We start from the raw sequence: 14135 nt of genomic DNA, 5'->3' as shown, positions 1-14135 counted from the left end.
CGCGCCAACCGGTTTTACGACGGCTGCGCCGCCGAGCGGGAGCAAGCTCCCTCGCCACGGTTTACCAGCGCCGCCGACGCAGCGGGTGGGAACGAACGAGGCGTGGCAATGATCTAGTCTTGCAGGCTCCAGGGAGAGATCGCCATGTACCGCTTCTTCGAACAACTGAGTTCGCGCATCGCCGCCCCTTTCCTGGGCGATCGTTCGCGTAATAGCAAGGTCTGGCCGTGTCGCTGCGGCCAGTCTTTGTTTTTTCGCAACAGCCAGTGCCTGGCCTGCCTGGCGGTGCTGGGCTATCAGCCGGAAGAAAGTCGCCTGTCGTCGCTGCAACCGGGCGAGCAACCCGGCACTTGGACATTGGACGTAGATCCCCAGGCCGGACTGTTTCGCCGCTGCGCCAACCTCGACATGCCGGCGGCGTGCAACTGGCTGCTGCCGGCCAACGAGCACGATACCCTGTGCATCGCCTGTCGCCTGAACCGCACCATTCCCGACCTGTCGGTCCCGGAAAATCCTGAACGCTGGCGCAAGGTCGAAACCGCCAAGCGTCGGCTGGTGGCGCAATTGATTACCCTGGGGCTGCCAGTCATCCCGAAAACCGTCGATGAAGACACCGGCCTGGCCTTCGACTTCATCGGTGTCGACCCCGATGGCAAACCGCCGACCACGGGCCATGCCAGTGGGCTGATCACCCTGGACATCAAGGAAGCCGACGATGCCCACCGCGAGCACGTGCGCCAGCAGATGCGCGAGCCGTATCGCACCTTGCTCGGACATTTTCGGCATGAGGTGGGGCACTACTATTGGGATCGGCTGATCGCCGACAGCCATTGGCTGGACGCGTTTCGTGGCTTGTTCGGCGACGAGCGCGCCAGTTATTCCGAAGCCCTGGAACGCCACTACCAGCAAGGCGCCCCACTGGATTGGCAAACCCACTACGTCAGCGCCTACGCCACCATGCACCCTTGGGAAGACTGGGCGGAAACCTGGGCGCACTACCTGCACATGATGGATGCGGTGGATACCGCCCTGGGCTTCGGCATGAGCGCTCGGGAAATGGATTTCGACTACCAGCCGTTTCCACCCCAGACCCTCTTCGATCCGGAGCACGCAGGTGGCACGGCGTTCCTGTCATTCGTCAACGCCTGGATCGAACTGGCCGGGATGCTCAACGAACTGTCCCGCAGCATGGGCCAGCCGGACTTCTATCCGTTTGTCTTGCCGGCGGCGGTCATCACCAAGCTGCATTTCATTCACTTGGTGATTCAGGAAGAGGGTGGTCGGGCGGATGAGGTGTTGCTGTAATTTTCCGGCAGCCGGTCCGATAGTTGGGTGTTCCTACCACTCGCTTCTAAGTGAAGTGATTCGGTTTGTTTGATTGCATTTCGTGTTTGAGCTTTTCCTTTACCATGAGGCCGCCATGGATGATGGCCAACTTATTAAGGAAGATATTATGGAACACGAAGAAGTTGATAGAACGTCAGTAATTCCCAATGCCCCGCGCCGCCTTTCCCAGGCAGGACAAACTCGCTACACAATCATACTGGCCTGGCAGATCCCGGATAATGTCCGGCCTGAACAGATCGCCGCTCACACGTTCCGGGTATCGGCGGTGGCGACGGGGCAGGTGCAGTCTGTCCCCGCAACGACGGTGCGATCGGACAGTCGTGGTTGGTATCGCCATGAGATAAGCGTCAGTGGCGGCGCCCGACCGGTTTCGTTCAATGTCCAGGTCCGGGCCCAGGCGACCACTGGCGCCTATGGTCCATTTTGTCCGATAGTAGTTTGTAATACTTCGTCTTGATGGGGCGGTAGTGCCGGCGAAGTGACTTTGCGCATCATTTGTTCGCCATGGGGGCAGAGGGAGGGGGCGGCGTGCTCCGTCCCTGCTCGATCCGTCTTGCTCCCATGGCAAGTGCTTGAACATCTTCGGTTTTTTAATCCGTCACGAACGGTTGTAACTTCTTGTCAGATAGGTACAATGGCGCGGCTCGCCGTCAGGCGGGCGTCGTTATGGTGACCCCATCGGTCCCCCCGCAACGATTACCCGTGAACCTGGTCAGATCCGGAAGGAAGCAGCCACAGCGGGAACATTGTGTGCCGGGGTGTGGCTGGTGGGGTTGCCTCCATAACGCTTACTCATCGGTCCTCGGTGAGTATTTCTCAAAAAATTCTTGAAATGTTGGCCCGAGCGATAGAAACCTGTCGGCCGGACCGCTAACGGCTCGCGCCTGTCACTCCCATCCAGTTGTGTAAAGGCCAACGCATGATCACGACCGTTGATCGGCACTGTCATTTCTGACAGTAGATCTCGATATCGCACCCTCCTACGGTCTCGCTCAACAGGCAGCCTGTTTCATGAGTGCCCATCCCTCGGCGCTTTGCAGTCGCAGCTGCCACGTAGCCGGAGAGCAACGTGATGAGCGACGACATGGTGTTAACGCAAGGTAGGGGTGGCACGGTTCTGAAGTTCGCAGCGGCGCTGGGTTGGTTTGCCTTGCTGCTCCAGCTCTACCTGATCCTGATGTCGCGCTGGCAGGGCGAGAAGAGCCTGCTGGGCGGGCTGGATATCTTTTTCAGCTACTTCACGGTACTGACTAATATTCTGGTGGCGGTGGTGCTGACCTATGCCGCAACGACGGGAGATTCGGCGTTGCGGCGCTTCTTCCTCCGGATCTCGACCCAGGGCGGCGTGGCCGCTGCCATCGTTCTGGTCGGGCTGGCCTACAACCTGCTCTTGCGCAACGTGTGGGATCCCCAGGGTCTGCAGTGGCTGGCCGACGAGCTGCTGCACGACGTGATGCCGATCGTGTTCGTCGTCTATTGGTGGTTCTGCGTGCCCAAGGGGCTGCACTGGAGCAATGCCTGGCCGTGGCTGCTCTATCCGTTGGCCTATTTCATCTATGCCTTGATACGCGGTCACCTGATCGACTCCTACCCCTATCCCTTCATTGAGGTGGACAGGCTGGGTTATTCCCAGGTACTGGTTAATGCATTGATGGTGCTGGTGGGGTTCGTGGTGATTTCATTGGTGCTGGTTGCGGTGGATCGGGTGAAGGGGGAGCGCTGATCGTCTGCGTCTCAGTGTTCCGGCTCAGATATCAACATTGGCTGATACACCGCTATCGTCGGATCGCCGCCCGGAGCAGGCTCGCTCCCACAGTTTTTTGTGTCGGGTCCTAGGGCTTGGACAGCGCCTGATCCACCGCTGCGATCAGCTTGCCCAGGTCCTGCGGCGTGGCTTTATGGATGACATCGAACAGGTACGCACGCTGCTCGTCTTCATCGCTCATATCGGTGAAAAAGGCTTTCATCTGCACCTGCAGCACAGTGGCGAGCAAGCACAAGGCTTCGATGCTGGGAATGTAGGCGCCGGTTTCGAAGCGGCTGATCGTTTTGGGGTCAAAACCGGTTTTTTCGCCGAGTTCAGCCTGAGTCAGCCCGGCTACTTTACGGTAGCGTCTGATGGCTGTACCCAAGCTTGAAATTTGCATCGCTCAATTCCCATTTAGAATCAAGAACTTAACGATAGATTTTCGCATTAGGCAACCGCATGATTCATCACCTTGCTTTGCAAAATGTGATGTGTTTCGTAGAATCGGCCTTTGGCACGGGTGTTTGGTGACGTGTTTCAGACGCCAGAAAGATGAAAAGGTTGGGTTCTGTCATGAATGAAAGGCCCCTGGCCCCAGCCAGGCCTGCCTACTGACCCGGCCGGATCCGTGCCTTACCTGTTTCAAGTGTCTGAGCCCTGTTGATTCCGCCTCCCCTGGGAGGCAGCAACCGCGCGCGACAAATGGGCCTGACTCATGGATGACTGCTTCGATGGATAAGAAGTACCGCAGAGCCGTGGACGCCGCCGCGATTTTTTCCGAAACCGATCTGGACGGGCGGATCACTTACGTCAACGATCAGTTCTGTCAGCTTTTCGGCTACCGGCGCGACGAGCTGCTGGGGGCCAACCATCGCCTGCTCAATTCAGGCCAGCATCCCACCGAATTCTTCAGCGCCATGTGGCGCACCATTACCCTGGGACAGATCTGGAAAGGCGAGATCTGCAATCGTGCCAAGGACGGGACACTGCACTGGGTCGATACGACATTGGTACCGGTGATTGATGATGTCACTGGGCTCATTGAGCGTTATCTGGCGATTCGCTTCGATGTCAGCGAAAAGCGCCAACTGCTGCACTCGTTGCAGTGGCGGGTCGGGCATGACGTGCTGACCGGCTTGCCCAATCGCACTTACCTGTCCGAGCTGCTGGACCAGGCCCTGGAGTTTTCCCGGGTGGAAAACTTTCCCCTGGCGGTGTGCATGCTTGACCTTGACGGTTTCAAGGCCGTGAACGACGGCCATGGTCACGCCAGCGGTGACCGGTTGTTGGTGGAAGTAGCCCGACGCCTGCGCAGCATCGTGCGGGGCGAGGACGTGGTGGCGCGGCTGGCAGGCGATGAGTTCGTGCTGGTGCTGCGCCACGTGCGCGGGATGGAGGAATTGCATGGCGCATTGAACCGCGTACTGGTTGCCGTCTCCATGCCCTATGCCATCGATGGCAAGGGGATCAAGGTCTTCGCCAGCATCGGCGTCACGCTGTATCCCTGGGACAATGAGGACGCCGAGACCTTGCTGCGCCATGCCGACCAGGCGATGTACGTGGCCAAGCAAAGTGGTCGCAATCGTTTCCATGTGTTCGATGTCTCTCGGGACAAAGAGGTGCGGGCGACGTACCAATCCGTTGAGCGGGTCCGTCAGGCATTGGTCGATAACGAGTTGCGGCTGCATTTCCAGCCCAAGGTCAATATGCGCAACGGCGCTGTGGTCGGCCTGGAGGCGCTGCTGCGTTGGAACCACCCGCAGCGTGGCCTGGTGCCCCCACGGGAATTCCTTCCGCTGGTGGAGGAGACTGACCTGATCGTCGAGATCGGCGAGTGGGTCATGGAGCAGGTCATGACCCAGTTGCAACGCTGGCAACAGGTGGGGCAGGGCTGGCCGGTGAGTATCAATATCTCGGTGCGACATTTTCAGCGCACCGATTTCGTCCCGCGCTTGCAGCAGGTGCTGGAACGCCATCCAGACGTGTCGCCGCGCATGCTGGATTTGCAGATCGTCGAGTCTGTCGCCGTGGAAAACCTTGCGCATGTCAGCGCCTGCCTGCAAGCCTGCCAGGCCTTGGGCGTGGAGTTTTCACTGGGTGGCTTCGGCACCGGCTATTGCTCCCTCAACGACCTCAAGCATTTGCGCACGCAAACCATCAAGATCGACAAGACCTTTGTCCGAGATATCCTTGAGGATCAGGATGACCTGGCCTTGACCGAAGCCGTCATCGGCCTGGCACGGGCGTTTGGCCGGGAGGTGGTTGCCGAGGGGCTGGATAGCCTGGAGCATGGGCAGCTGCTGCTGCGCCTCGGCTGCGAGGTCGCCCAGGGTTATTTCATCGCCCGCCCGATGCCGGCCGAGCAAGTGCCTGGCTGGGTCGCCGGGTACGTTGCGCCGCCGCAGTGGCAACAACGCGTGGTTGTTCAGGGAGAGCGGGCGCCGGTCCCGGAATCGGCATTGCGACCGGTGTAGAGCTGGATGATCGCGTCGATTTCCCCCGATGACTTCATGTCGGACAACGTTCGCAAAATGCGCTGCGCCGGGATCTTCGGGTCGTTGCGCACGTAGCAGCCCAGCTCCTGTTCCTGCAGGACAGCCACCTCATGCAGTTGTTGGTCGGCGGTATGCCGCTGGTTGAACCAGTCCAGTGCCCATTGATTGGTCACGCCATAGCGATAGCGGGCGGCCAGCAATTTCGCCAGTACCTGCTCCTGGCTACGGGCATCGTTGCGCCGCAGCTGGCCGTTCTCGAACAGAGGCTGCAAGGTCGGGTAGGTATACCCGAGCACGGTGCCGATGGGCTGTTGCCCCAGCATCGCAGGCACCACTTTCGACGGCGTGCCTGGGGCGCCTACCAGCAGGTCACGCTGGAAAAACAGCGGGCCGCTCCACAGATAGTTGTCCCGGTCGCTCACCCAGGCCGGGCTGACATAACAGCGCATGTCGACTTCCCCGTGTTTCATGGCCCCATCCAGCCGCGCGCGGGACAGGACATGAAACTGGGCCGGCATTGCGACCTGGGTCGCCAGGCTGGTGAGGATGTCAGGGATGATGCCCTGGGTAGGCCGGCCCCGTTCGATCTGCACCATCGGCATGGCCCAGCCGTCGGTCACGGCGATTCGCAACGGTACCTCTTCGGCAAAACATTCGGCAAAACAACCTGTCCCCAGCAACAACAATGCCCCCATGGCCGAACGCATAGACTCTCCTGACTGTGCAAAACCCTGCCGACAACCGAATCCCTAATCCATCTTAGTCAGATTAGACGAGCACACCGGATGCAATTTCGCCCCTGCTCCGCTAGCATTAGCCGCTTCTGCTTTCCAGTGGCGACGGTTTTCGATGAGTTATCAGGTTCTTGCACGTAAATGGCGTCCGCGCTCGTTCCGCGAAATGGTCGGCCAGACCCATGTGCTCAAGGCTCTGATCAATGCCTTGGACAGCCAGCGGCTGCACCATGCGTATCTTTTCACCGGTACTCGCGGCGTGGGCAAGACCACCATCGCGCGCATTATCGCCAAGTGCCTGAACTGTGAAACCGGTATCACCTCGTCCCCGTGCGGCGAATGTTCGGTCTGCCGGGAAATCGATGAAGGCCGCTTCGTCGACCTGATCGAGATCGACGCCGCCAGCCGCACCAAGGTCGAAGACACCCGCGAATTGCTCGATAACGTGCAGTACGCGCCGAGCCGTGGGCGCTTCAAGGTCTACCTGATCGACGAAGTGCACATGCTCTCCAGCCATTCCTTCAATGCGCTGCTCAAGACCCTCGAAGAACCGCCGCCCTACGTCAAGTTCATCCTGGCGACCACCGACCCGCAGAAACTTCCGGCAACCATTTTGTCGCGCTGCCTGCAGTTCTCCTTGAAGAACATGACGCCGGAGCGGGTCGTGGAGCACCTGACCCATGTGCTGGGTGTCGAGAACGTCCCGTTCGAAGACGACGCGCTGTGGCTGCTGGGCCGCGCCGCCGATGGTTCGATGCGCGACGCCATGAGCCTGACCGACCAGGCCATTGCCTTCGGTGAAGGCAAGGTCATGGCCGCCGATGTGCGAGCGATGCTCGGCACCCTGGACCACGGCCAGGTCTATGACGTGTTGCATGCACTGATCGAAGGCGACGCCAAGGCCTTGCTCGAAGCCGTGCGGCACTTGGCCGAACAGGGCCCGGACTGGAATGGCGTGCTTTCGGAAATCCTCAACGTGCTGCACCGGGTCGCCATCGCCCAGGCCTTGCCGGAGGGTGTCGACAACGGCCATGGCGACCGCGACCGAGTGTTGGCCCTGGCCCAGGCGCTACCGGCCGAAGACGTGCAGTTCTACTACCAGATGGGCCTGATCGGCCGCCGCGACCTGCCCCTGGCGCCGGATCCGCGGGGCGGTTTCGAAATGGTCCTGCTGCGCATGCTGGCGTTCCGACCGGCCGACACGGCGGACGCGCCGAGGCAGGCGCTAAAGCCAGTGGGGATCAGCCAGGCCACAGCTGATTCCGCCAAGCCAGTGGCTGCCGCGCCGGTGGTTGCGTCGGCAGTGGCTCCGGCTCCGATAGCGCCCGCACCGGCGCCTGTCGTTGCGACGCCTGAGCCGGAGCTTGCGCCCGAACCGGTCGTCGAGACAGTCCCCGAGCCTGTCGCCGCAGAGGTCATCGATCTGCCCTGGAACGACCCGGTCGAGCCCGAGGTTATCCAGCAGCCGGCCGTGGAGCCGGTACTGGAAACCATTGCCGAGCAACCCGAATTGCCGCCGATGCCGCTGCCCACGCCTGACAGCGTGGTGCCCGATGCGCCGCAGTGGGTTGCCGCGCCAGTGCCCGAGCCAACGGTGGCCGACGTCGACCACGCCACGCCGGGTATGGATCTGGACGACGAGCCGCCACTGGACGAGGACTACATCGAGCCGGACATGGATTCGGCCTACAGCTACCTGGACGATCTGGCCAGCGAGCACGCCGCCGAGCCGGCACCTGAGCCCGAGCCGGAACCGGCGGCAATGCCGGCCACCGGGTTGGCCCTGCAATGGCTGGAATTGTTCCCGAAGCTGCCGATCACCGGCATGACCGGCAGCATTGCGGCCAACTGTACGTTGATCTCCGTGGAAGGCGATCACTGGCTGTTGCACCTGGACCCGGCCCACAGCGCGCTGTTCAACGCGACCCAGCAGCGTCGCCTGAACGATGCGCTGAACCAGTACCACCAGCGCACCCTGACCCTGAGCATCGAGCTGATCAAGCCTGAACAGGAGACTCCGGCCCAGGCCGCCTTCCGCCGCCGTGCCGACCGTCAGCGCGAAGCAGAGGAGTCGATCCACAGTGATCCGTTCATCCAGCAGATGATGCAACAGTTCGGTGCGGTGGTCCGGCACGATACTATCGAACCTGTCGAGGCCCCGGTCACCCAGGGCTCATAACTGAAAGCGCCGGGCCGTATGGGCCGGGCGCGATGTTTATCCAAGTACTTTCGAGGTGATTCCCATGATGAAAGGTGGCATGGCCGGCCTGATGAAGCAGGCGCAGCAGATGCAGGAAAAAATGGCCAAGATGCAGGAAGAACTGGCCAACGCCGAAGTCACCGGCAAGTCCGGCGGCGACATGGTGACCGTGGTCATGACCGGCCGTCATGACATCAAGCGCGTCAGCATCGACCCAAGCGTGGTCGAAGGCCTGAGCGAAGACGACAAGGAAATGCTCGAAGCCCTGTTCGCCGCCGCCGTCAACGACGCGGTGCGCAAGATCGAAGCCAACAGCCAGGACAAGATGTCCGGCATGACCGCCGGCATGCAACTGCCACCGGGCATGAAACTGCCGTTCTGATTCGCCATCCCGGTCGGGATGGGCTACACACAATGCCAGGCATCGCGCCTGGCATTTTTGTTTCTGCCCTGGGGATTGTGTGGTCTGTCCGACCTCTATCGCGAGCAAGCTCGCTCCCACAGGGGATTCGCTGCTGATGCAGGTTCTGTAGGTGACGAAGCCCTCTGTGGGAGCGAGCTTGCTCGCGATGCAGGCGCCGCGGTCTGCCTGGACAAACATCGAACCCCAAACCCCGGGCAATGGTCTGCTCCCTATACGTCCCATCAACGATCAAGGAGACGCTTCCATGTCACACGCATCGACCACCAACCAGCGCATCGTCCTCGCCTCGCGCCCCAAAGGCGCACCCACTGCGGACAATTTTCGCCTTGAGCAGGTGACCCTGCCGGATCTGGCGCAAGGGCAGATCCTGCTCAAGACCCTGTTCCTGTCCCTGGATCCGTATATGCGTGGGCGCATGAGCGACGCACCGTCCTACGCCGCTCCGGTAGAAATCGATGAGGTGATGACCGGTGGCGCTGTCAGTCGCGTAGAGCGTTCGACGCATCCGAAATTCCAGGAGGGCGACCTGGTGGTGGGTGCCACGGGTTGGCAGAGCCACAGCATCAGCGACGGGCGGAACGTGATCCCGATTCCGTCGGGGCTACCCAGCCCGTCGATGGCCCTGGGGGTGCTGGGCATGCCGGGCATGACCGCCTATATGGGCTTGATGGACATCGGCCAACCCAAGGCCGGGGAAACCCTGGTGGTCGCGGCGGCCTCGGGCGCCGTGGGTTCGGTGGTCGGCCAGGTGGCGAAGCTCAAGGGCTTGCGGGTGGTTGGCGTGGCGGGCGGCAGCGAGAAGTGCAAATACGTGGTCGAGGAGCTCGGGTTCGACGCCTGTGTCGATCACAAGAGCGAGCAGTTCGCCGATGATCTGGCGCGGGCCTGTGACAAGGGCATCGATATCTATTATGAAAATGTCGGAGGCAAGGTCTTCGATGCCGTTGTCCCGCTGCTCAACGCCAAGGCACGCATCCCGCTGTGTGGCCTGATCGCGTCCTACAACGAACATCAGGCGCCGAGCGGCCCGGATCGCTTGCCGGCATTGCAGCGCACGTTGTTGACCAAGCGCGTACGGATCCAGGGCTTCATCGTGTTTGATGACTACGGTGATCGTCAGCCGGAATTCATCAGTGCCATGGCGTCCTGGGTGCGTGATGGCAAGGTCAAATTCCGCGAAGACGTGGTCGATGGCCTTGAGAATGCGCCACAGGCCTTTATCGGTCTGCTCGAAGGGCGCAACTTCGGCAAGTTGGTGGTGCGGGTTGCGCAGGATTGAGTATTTGACGCTAATCAGAGGCGCGGGTATAAACCGCGTCTCGTTGTTATGTCGGACATTTCCTCCATGAGCTTCAGCCCTTTGATTCGCCAACTGATCGACGCCCTGCGAACCTTGCCGGGCGTCGGTCAGAAAACTGCCCAGCGCATGGCCTTGCAGTTGCTGGAGCGCGATCGCAGCGGTGGTTCGCGCCTGGCCCAAGCGCTGAGCCAGGCCATGGAGGGCGTGGGACATTGCCGTCTATGCCGCACCCTCACCGAAGACGATCTCTGCCCGCAATGCGCCGACTCACGGCGCGACGACACCTTGCTATGCGTCGTAGAAGGGCCGATGGATGTGTATGCGGTGGAGCAGACTGGTTTTCGCGGTCGTTACTTCGTGCTCAAGGGCCATTTATCGCCACTTGACGGCCTGGGGCCGGAGGCCATCGGTATTCCACAGCTGATCGCTCGGATCGAAGAGGCGGGCACCTTCACCGAGGTGATCCTTGCCACCAACCCGACGGTCGAGGGTGAAGCCACCGCCCATTACATCGCCCAACTGCTGAGCGACAAAGGCCTGGTCGCTTCGCGCATCGCCCATGGCGTGCCACTGGGCGGCGAGTTGGAGTTGGTGGACGGCGGGACGCTGGCGCACTCGTTTGCCGGGCGCAAGCCGATTACTCTCTGACTGCCACCGAAAAAAAACATGTGGGAGCGGGCTTGCTCGCGAAGGCGGTGGACCAGTTAACGACTTTCTGGCTGACACACCGCATTCGCGAGCAAGCCCGCTCCCACAGGTCCGGTTACCGTTCGCTCAGCGAAAACTGCGTCAGGCAGAACGTCGGGATGCCCATGTCTTCCAGGCGCTGCGACCCTAGCAGTTCCGGCAAGTCAATGATCGCCGCGGCTTCGTGGACCTTGGCGCCCATGCGGCGGATCAAATTGGCGGCGGCGATCAGCGTGCCGCCGGTGGCGATCAGGTCATCGAACATCACCACCGAGTCACCCTCGCACAGGCTGTCGGTGTGCACTTCGAGGAAGGCTTCGCCGTACTCGGTCTGGTAACCCTCGGCCAGCACGTCCGCCGGCAGTTTGCCTTGCTTGCGGAACAGTACCAGCGGCTTGTTCAATTGATAGGCCAGGATCGAGCCGATCAGGAAGCCCCGCGCATCCATCGCCCCGATGTGGGTGAATTCGGCCTCGACATAGCGGTGGGCGAAACTGTCCATCACCAACCGCAGCGCGGTCGGAGATTGGAACAGCGGGGTGATGTCGCGAAAGATCACGCCCGGCTTGGGGAAATCGATCACGGGGCGGATCAGGGATTTGATGTCGAAGGAGTCAAAGACCATCGGGGAGTTGTCCTGGCTGGGCTACAAACGCGGCAGTATAGCGCGGCCGGGGCAATCCCTCAGCCGCGCTCGTCCATCAGCCGTCGATCGAGCCGCCGGCCAGGGCGCAGAGCTGGATCGGGTCGAGGATGTGGATTTCCTTGCCTTCGGCGGCGATCAACTCATTCTGCTGGAAGCGGGTAAACACGCGGGACACGGTTTCCACCGCCAGGCCCAGGTAATTGCCGATTTCGTTGCGCGACATGCTCAGGCGGAACTGGTTGGCCGAGAACCCGCGGGCGCGAAAGCGTGCGGAGAGGTTGACCAGGAACGTGGCGATGCGCTCATCGGCGGTTTTTTTCGAGAGCAGCAACATCATTTGCTGGTCGTCGCGGATCTCCCGGCTCATCACCCGCATCAGTTGGCGGCGCAGCTGTGGCAGTTGCAGCGCCAGTTCGTCGAGACGCTCGAAGGGAATTTCACACACCGACGTGGTTTCCAGGGCCTGGGCCGAGACCGGATGGGTCTCGGTGTCCATGCCGGAAAGGCCTACCAGTTCGCTGGGCAGGTGGAAGCCGGTGAGTTGCTCCTCACCACCGTCGCTCAGGTTGAAGGTCTTCAAGGCGCCCGAGCGGACCGCGTAGACGGAATCGAAAGTGTCGCCCTGGCGAAACAGGAATTCACCTTTCTTCAACGGGCGGCCCCGTTTAACGATTTCGTCCAGCGCGTCCATGTCCTCCAGATTCAGCGAAAGTGGCAGGCAGAGGGGAGCCAGGCTGCAATCCTTGCAATGGGCCTGGCTGTGAGCGCGCTGTTTGACTGGCTCGGACATTTCTTAAATCCTTGTGGGAAAACACACATAAGCCGTAAGGGTAACCCAGCGAAGGGCCTCCGGCCAGTGCGGTTTCCTCGTCAAATTGTCGCGCTCAGATGACTCGGGAGAATCGCTGTCGAGTGTGCTGCTCCAGATAGGCGTCGAACACCATGCACACCGAGCGCACCAGCAGCCGTCCGGCGGGCAATACGCTGATGTGGCTGCGGTCCAGCTCGATCAGCCCGTCCTCGGCCATGGCCTGTAACTGCGGCCACAGGCTGGCGAAGTATTCGCAAAATTCGATGTTGAAGCGGCGTTCGATCTCGGCGAAGGCCAGGTGGCAATGGCAGATCAACTGCTGGATTACCGCGCGGCGCAGACGGTCATCAGGCGTGCACAATAAACCGCGGGCGGTCGCCAGCTGGCCGTCGGCCAGGGTGTTCTGGTAGTGGTTCAGGTCGCTGCTGTTCTGGCAGTACAAATCGCCGATCTGGCTGATGGCCGAGACCCCCAGGCCAATCAGGTCGCAGTGACCGTGGGTGGTGTAGCCCTGGAAGTTGCGTTGCAAGGTGGTTTCTTCCTGGGCAATCGCCAGTTCGTCATCGGGCAGGGCGAAGTGATCCATGCCGATATAACGGTATCCGGCGGCAGTCAGTTGCTCGATGGTGCCCTGCAGCATCGCCAGTTTCTGCATCGAATTGGGCAGGTCCTGGCTGTTTATCCGCCGCTGGGGCATGAAACGCTCCGGCAGGTGGGCGTAGTTGAAGACCGAGAGCCGATCGGGTTGCAGGCTGATGACTTCTTCAACGGTGCGGGCAAAGTTCTCCGGGGTTTGCTTGGGCAGGCCGTAGATCAGGTCGATATTGATCGAGCGAAATTGCAGGGTTCGTGCGGCTTCGATGACGGCGCGGGTCTCGTCCAGCCCTTGCAGGCGATTGACCGCGCGTTGCACGGCCGGGTCAAGGTCTTGCACGCCGATGCTGACCCGATTGAAGCCCAATTCGCGCAGCAGGCCCATGGTCGACCAGTCCGCTTCGCGAGGGTCGATTTCGATGCCGTAGTCGCCGGAATCATCGTCCAGCAGGTTCAGATGCTGGCGCAGCTTCGCCATCAACTGGCGCAGCTCGTCGTGGTTGAGGAAGGTCGGGGTGCCACCGCCCAAGTGCAACTGTTCCACGCGCTGGGCCGGGGCCAGGTGGCAGCCGATCAGCTGGATCTCCTGTTCCAGGCGCTGCAGGTAGGTGTGGGCACGACCACGGTCCTTGGTGATGACTTTGTTGCAGGCGCAGTAGTAGCAAATATTTGCGCAGAACGGCACGTGCACATACAGCGACAGGGGGCGCAGGGCCTTGCGACTTTCGCGCAGGGCATGGAGCAGGTCAAAGGTGCCCACCTGGCCACCGAACTGCGCCGCGGTCGGGTAGGAGGTATAGCGTGGTCCCGCCAGGTCGTAGCGGCGGACTAGGTCAGAGTCCCAACGAAGGGCGTCGAGCATGCGGGCATTCCCCGGATAGGCTGGCATGGTCGCGAGTCTAGGGGCGCCGGCTTGATGGCATGTTGATTTGCATCAACGGGACAGGGGCAGAGGGCCAATCGCGAGCAGGCTCCCACAATTGACCAGGGCGATCACCCGTCCAGCATGCGTCGCAAATCCCCCTGTGGGAGATTCTATGGTTTGGTGGAAGCCCTCAAGCCGCTTTTGGTTGGTATTCGCTTTGCCCTTTCAGCAGAGCGAATACGATCCGGGCAAGCTTGCGAGCCAACATCACTAGCGCCTGGGTAG

General features: G+C 61.2%; 13 protein-coding genes, 1 other RNA gene and 1 pseudogene. 9 read left to right on the top strand and 6 right to left on the bottom strand.

Annotated elements, in window-relative coordinates; genetic code table 11:
* The first annotated feature begins 144 nt into the window (after positions 1-144).
* The 4 genes from RGM2987_RS09480 to RGM2987_RS09465 all read left to right on the top strand — a co-directional run bounded on the left by RGM2987_RS09480 (position 145) and on the right by RGM2987_RS09465 (position 3070).
* Entirely contained in the window at positions 145-1305 is a 1161-nt protein-coding gene (locus RGM2987_RS09480; RefSeq protein ID WP_245140127.1) for a putative zinc-binding metallopeptidase, read from the top strand.
* A 115-nt stretch (positions 1306-1420) separates the two neighbouring features.
* Positions 1421-1804 carry a hypothetical protein gene (locus RGM2987_RS09475; RefSeq protein WP_245140125.1) on the top strand — a complete coding sequence of 128 codons (384 nt, stop codon included), beginning with the start codon at positions 1421-1423 and terminating at the stop codon, positions 1802-1804.
* 219 nt (positions 1805-2023) lie between these two features.
* Positions 2024-2120, top strand: an RNA gene (gene ffs, locus RGM2987_RS09470) — signal recognition particle sRNA small type.
* 299 nt (positions 2121-2419) lie between these two features.
* The gene (locus RGM2987_RS09465; protein WP_245140122.1) at positions 2420-3070 is read left to right on the top strand and encodes a Pr6Pr family membrane protein; all 651 of its coding nucleotides are present in this window, start codon (positions 2420-2422) and stop codon (positions 3068-3070) included.
* Between the two features lie 109 nt (positions 3071-3179).
* Here RGM2987_RS09465 and RGM2987_RS09460 read toward each other — a convergent pair whose 3' ends face one another.
* Complete coding sequence (locus RGM2987_RS09460; RefSeq protein WP_245140119.1) at positions 3180-3494, bottom strand: helix-turn-helix transcriptional regulator; 315 nt, start codon at positions 3492-3494, stop codon at positions 3180-3182.
* A 331-nt stretch (positions 3495-3825) separates the two neighbouring features.
* Between RGM2987_RS09460 and RGM2987_RS09455 the strand changes: the two genes are divergently transcribed.
* A complete protein-coding gene (locus tag RGM2987_RS09455; protein ID WP_245140117.1) occupies positions 3826-5568 on the top strand; it encodes a GGDEF and EAL domain-containing protein in 1743 nt (580 codons plus the stop codon).
* Here RGM2987_RS09455 and RGM2987_RS09450 read toward each other — a convergent pair.
* Positions 5520-6296 (bottom strand): transporter substrate-binding domain-containing protein, encoded by a 777-nt coding sequence (locus tag RGM2987_RS09450; RefSeq protein ID WP_245140115.1) that lies wholly within the window; start codon positions 6294-6296, stop codon positions 5520-5522. The genes RGM2987_RS09455 and RGM2987_RS09450 overlap by 49 nt on opposite strands.
* Before the next feature lie 142 nt (positions 6297-6438).
* On the opposite strand from RGM2987_RS09450, the gene dnaX reads away from it, so the two are divergent.
* The 4 genes from dnaX to recR all read left to right on the top strand — a co-directional run bounded on the left by dnaX (position 6439) and on the right by recR (position 10895).
* A complete protein-coding gene (gene dnaX, locus RGM2987_RS09445) occupies positions 6439-8502 on the top strand; it encodes a DNA polymerase III subunit gamma/tau (protein ID WP_245140111.1) in 2064 nt (687 codons plus the stop codon).
* 64 nt (positions 8503-8566) lie between these two features.
* The gene (locus RGM2987_RS09440) at positions 8567-8905 is read left to right on the top strand and encodes a YbaB/EbfC family nucleoid-associated protein (RefSeq protein ID WP_003183512.1); all 339 of its coding nucleotides are present in this window, start codon (positions 8567-8569) and stop codon (positions 8903-8905) included.
* Between the two features lie 286 nt (positions 8906-9191).
* Positions 9192-10226 carry an NADP-dependent oxidoreductase gene (locus RGM2987_RS09435; protein ID WP_245140109.1) on the top strand — a complete coding sequence of 345 codons (1035 nt, stop codon included), beginning with the start codon at positions 9192-9194 and terminating at the stop codon, positions 10224-10226.
* A gap of 66 nt (positions 10227-10292) precedes the next feature.
* Positions 10293-10895 carry a recombination mediator RecR gene (gene recR / locus RGM2987_RS09430; RefSeq protein ID WP_245140108.1) on the top strand — a complete coding sequence of 201 codons (603 nt, stop codon included), beginning with the start codon at positions 10293-10295 and terminating at the stop codon, positions 10893-10895.
* A 115-nt stretch (positions 10896-11010) separates the two neighbouring features.
* Here recR and RGM2987_RS09425 read toward each other — a convergent pair whose 3' ends face one another.
* The 4 genes and pseudogenes from RGM2987_RS09425 to RGM2987_RS09410 all read right to left on the bottom strand — a co-directional run.
* The gene (locus tag RGM2987_RS09425) at positions 11011-11559 is read right to left on the bottom strand and encodes an adenine phosphoribosyltransferase (protein ID WP_245140107.1); all 549 of its coding nucleotides are present in this window, start codon (positions 11557-11559) and stop codon (positions 11011-11013) included.
* 76 nt (positions 11560-11635) lie between these two features.
* The gene (gene fnr / locus RGM2987_RS09420; RefSeq protein WP_245140106.1) at positions 11636-12370 is read right to left on the bottom strand and encodes a fumarate/nitrate reduction transcriptional regulator Fnr; all 735 of its coding nucleotides are present in this window, start codon (positions 12368-12370) and stop codon (positions 11636-11638) included.
* A gap of 94 nt (positions 12371-12464) precedes the next feature.
* On the bottom strand, positions 12465-13847 hold the full coding sequence (hemN, locus tag RGM2987_RS09415) for an oxygen-independent coproporphyrinogen III oxidase (protein WP_245140105.1): 1383 nt from the start codon (positions 13845-13847) through the stop codon (positions 12465-12467).
* Positions 13848-14040: 193 nt separating this feature from the next.
* Positions 14041-14135: pseudogene (locus RGM2987_RS09410) on the bottom strand (IS110 family transposase); the annotation flags it as partial.

This window comes from Pseudomonas sp. RGM2987 (genome assembly GCF_022952855.1).
In the GTDB taxonomy this organism is placed as follows: Bacteria; Pseudomonadota; Gammaproteobacteria; order Pseudomonadales; family Pseudomonadaceae; genus Aquipseudomonas.
The sequence above is the reverse complement of the archived record's forward strand: the minus strand, read 5'-3'. Positions and strand labels throughout refer to the sequence as shown.

Coding starts and splice junctions, on each gene's coding strand:
- RGM2987_RS09475 (WP_245140125.1), top strand. CDS start 1,421: ATGGATGATGGCCAACTTATTAAGGAAGATATTATGGAACACGAAGAA.
- RGM2987_RS09460 (WP_245140119.1), bottom strand. CDS start 3,494: ATGCAAATTTCAAGCTTGGGTACAGCCATCAGACGCTACCGTAAAGTA.
- fnr (WP_245140106.1), bottom strand. CDS start 12,370: ATGTCCGAGCCAGTCAAACAGCGCGCTCACAGCCAGGCCCATTGCAAG.
- recR (WP_245140108.1), top strand. CDS start 10,293: ATGAGCTTCAGCCCTTTGATTCGCCAACTGATCGACGCCCTGCGAACC.
- dnaX (WP_245140111.1), top strand. CDS start 6,439: ATGAGTTATCAGGTTCTTGCACGTAAATGGCGTCCGCGCTCGTTCCGC.
- hemN (WP_245140105.1), bottom strand. CDS start 13,847: ATGCTCGACGCCCTTCGTTGGGACTCTGACCTAGTCCGCCGCTACGAC.
- RGM2987_RS09450 (WP_245140115.1), bottom strand. CDS start 6,296: ATGCGTTCGGCCATGGGGGCATTGTTGTTGCTGGGGACAGGTTGTTTT.
- RGM2987_RS09480 (WP_245140127.1), top strand. CDS start 145: ATGTACCGCTTCTTCGAACAACTGAGTTCGCGCATCGCCGCCCCTTTC.
- RGM2987_RS09455 (WP_245140117.1), top strand. CDS start 3,826: ATGGATAAGAAGTACCGCAGAGCCGTGGACGCCGCCGCGATTTTTTCC.
- RGM2987_RS09440 (WP_003183512.1), top strand. CDS start 8,567: ATGATGAAAGGTGGCATGGCCGGCCTGATGAAGCAGGCGCAGCAGATG.
- RGM2987_RS09425 (WP_245140107.1), bottom strand. CDS start 11,559: ATGGTCTTTGACTCCTTCGACATCAAATCCCTGATCCGCCCCGTGATC.
- RGM2987_RS09465 (WP_245140122.1), top strand. CDS start 2,420: ATGAGCGACGACATGGTGTTAACGCAAGGTAGGGGTGGCACGGTTCTG.
- RGM2987_RS09435 (WP_245140109.1), top strand. CDS start 9,192: ATGTCACACGCATCGACCACCAACCAGCGCATCGTCCTCGCCTCGCGC.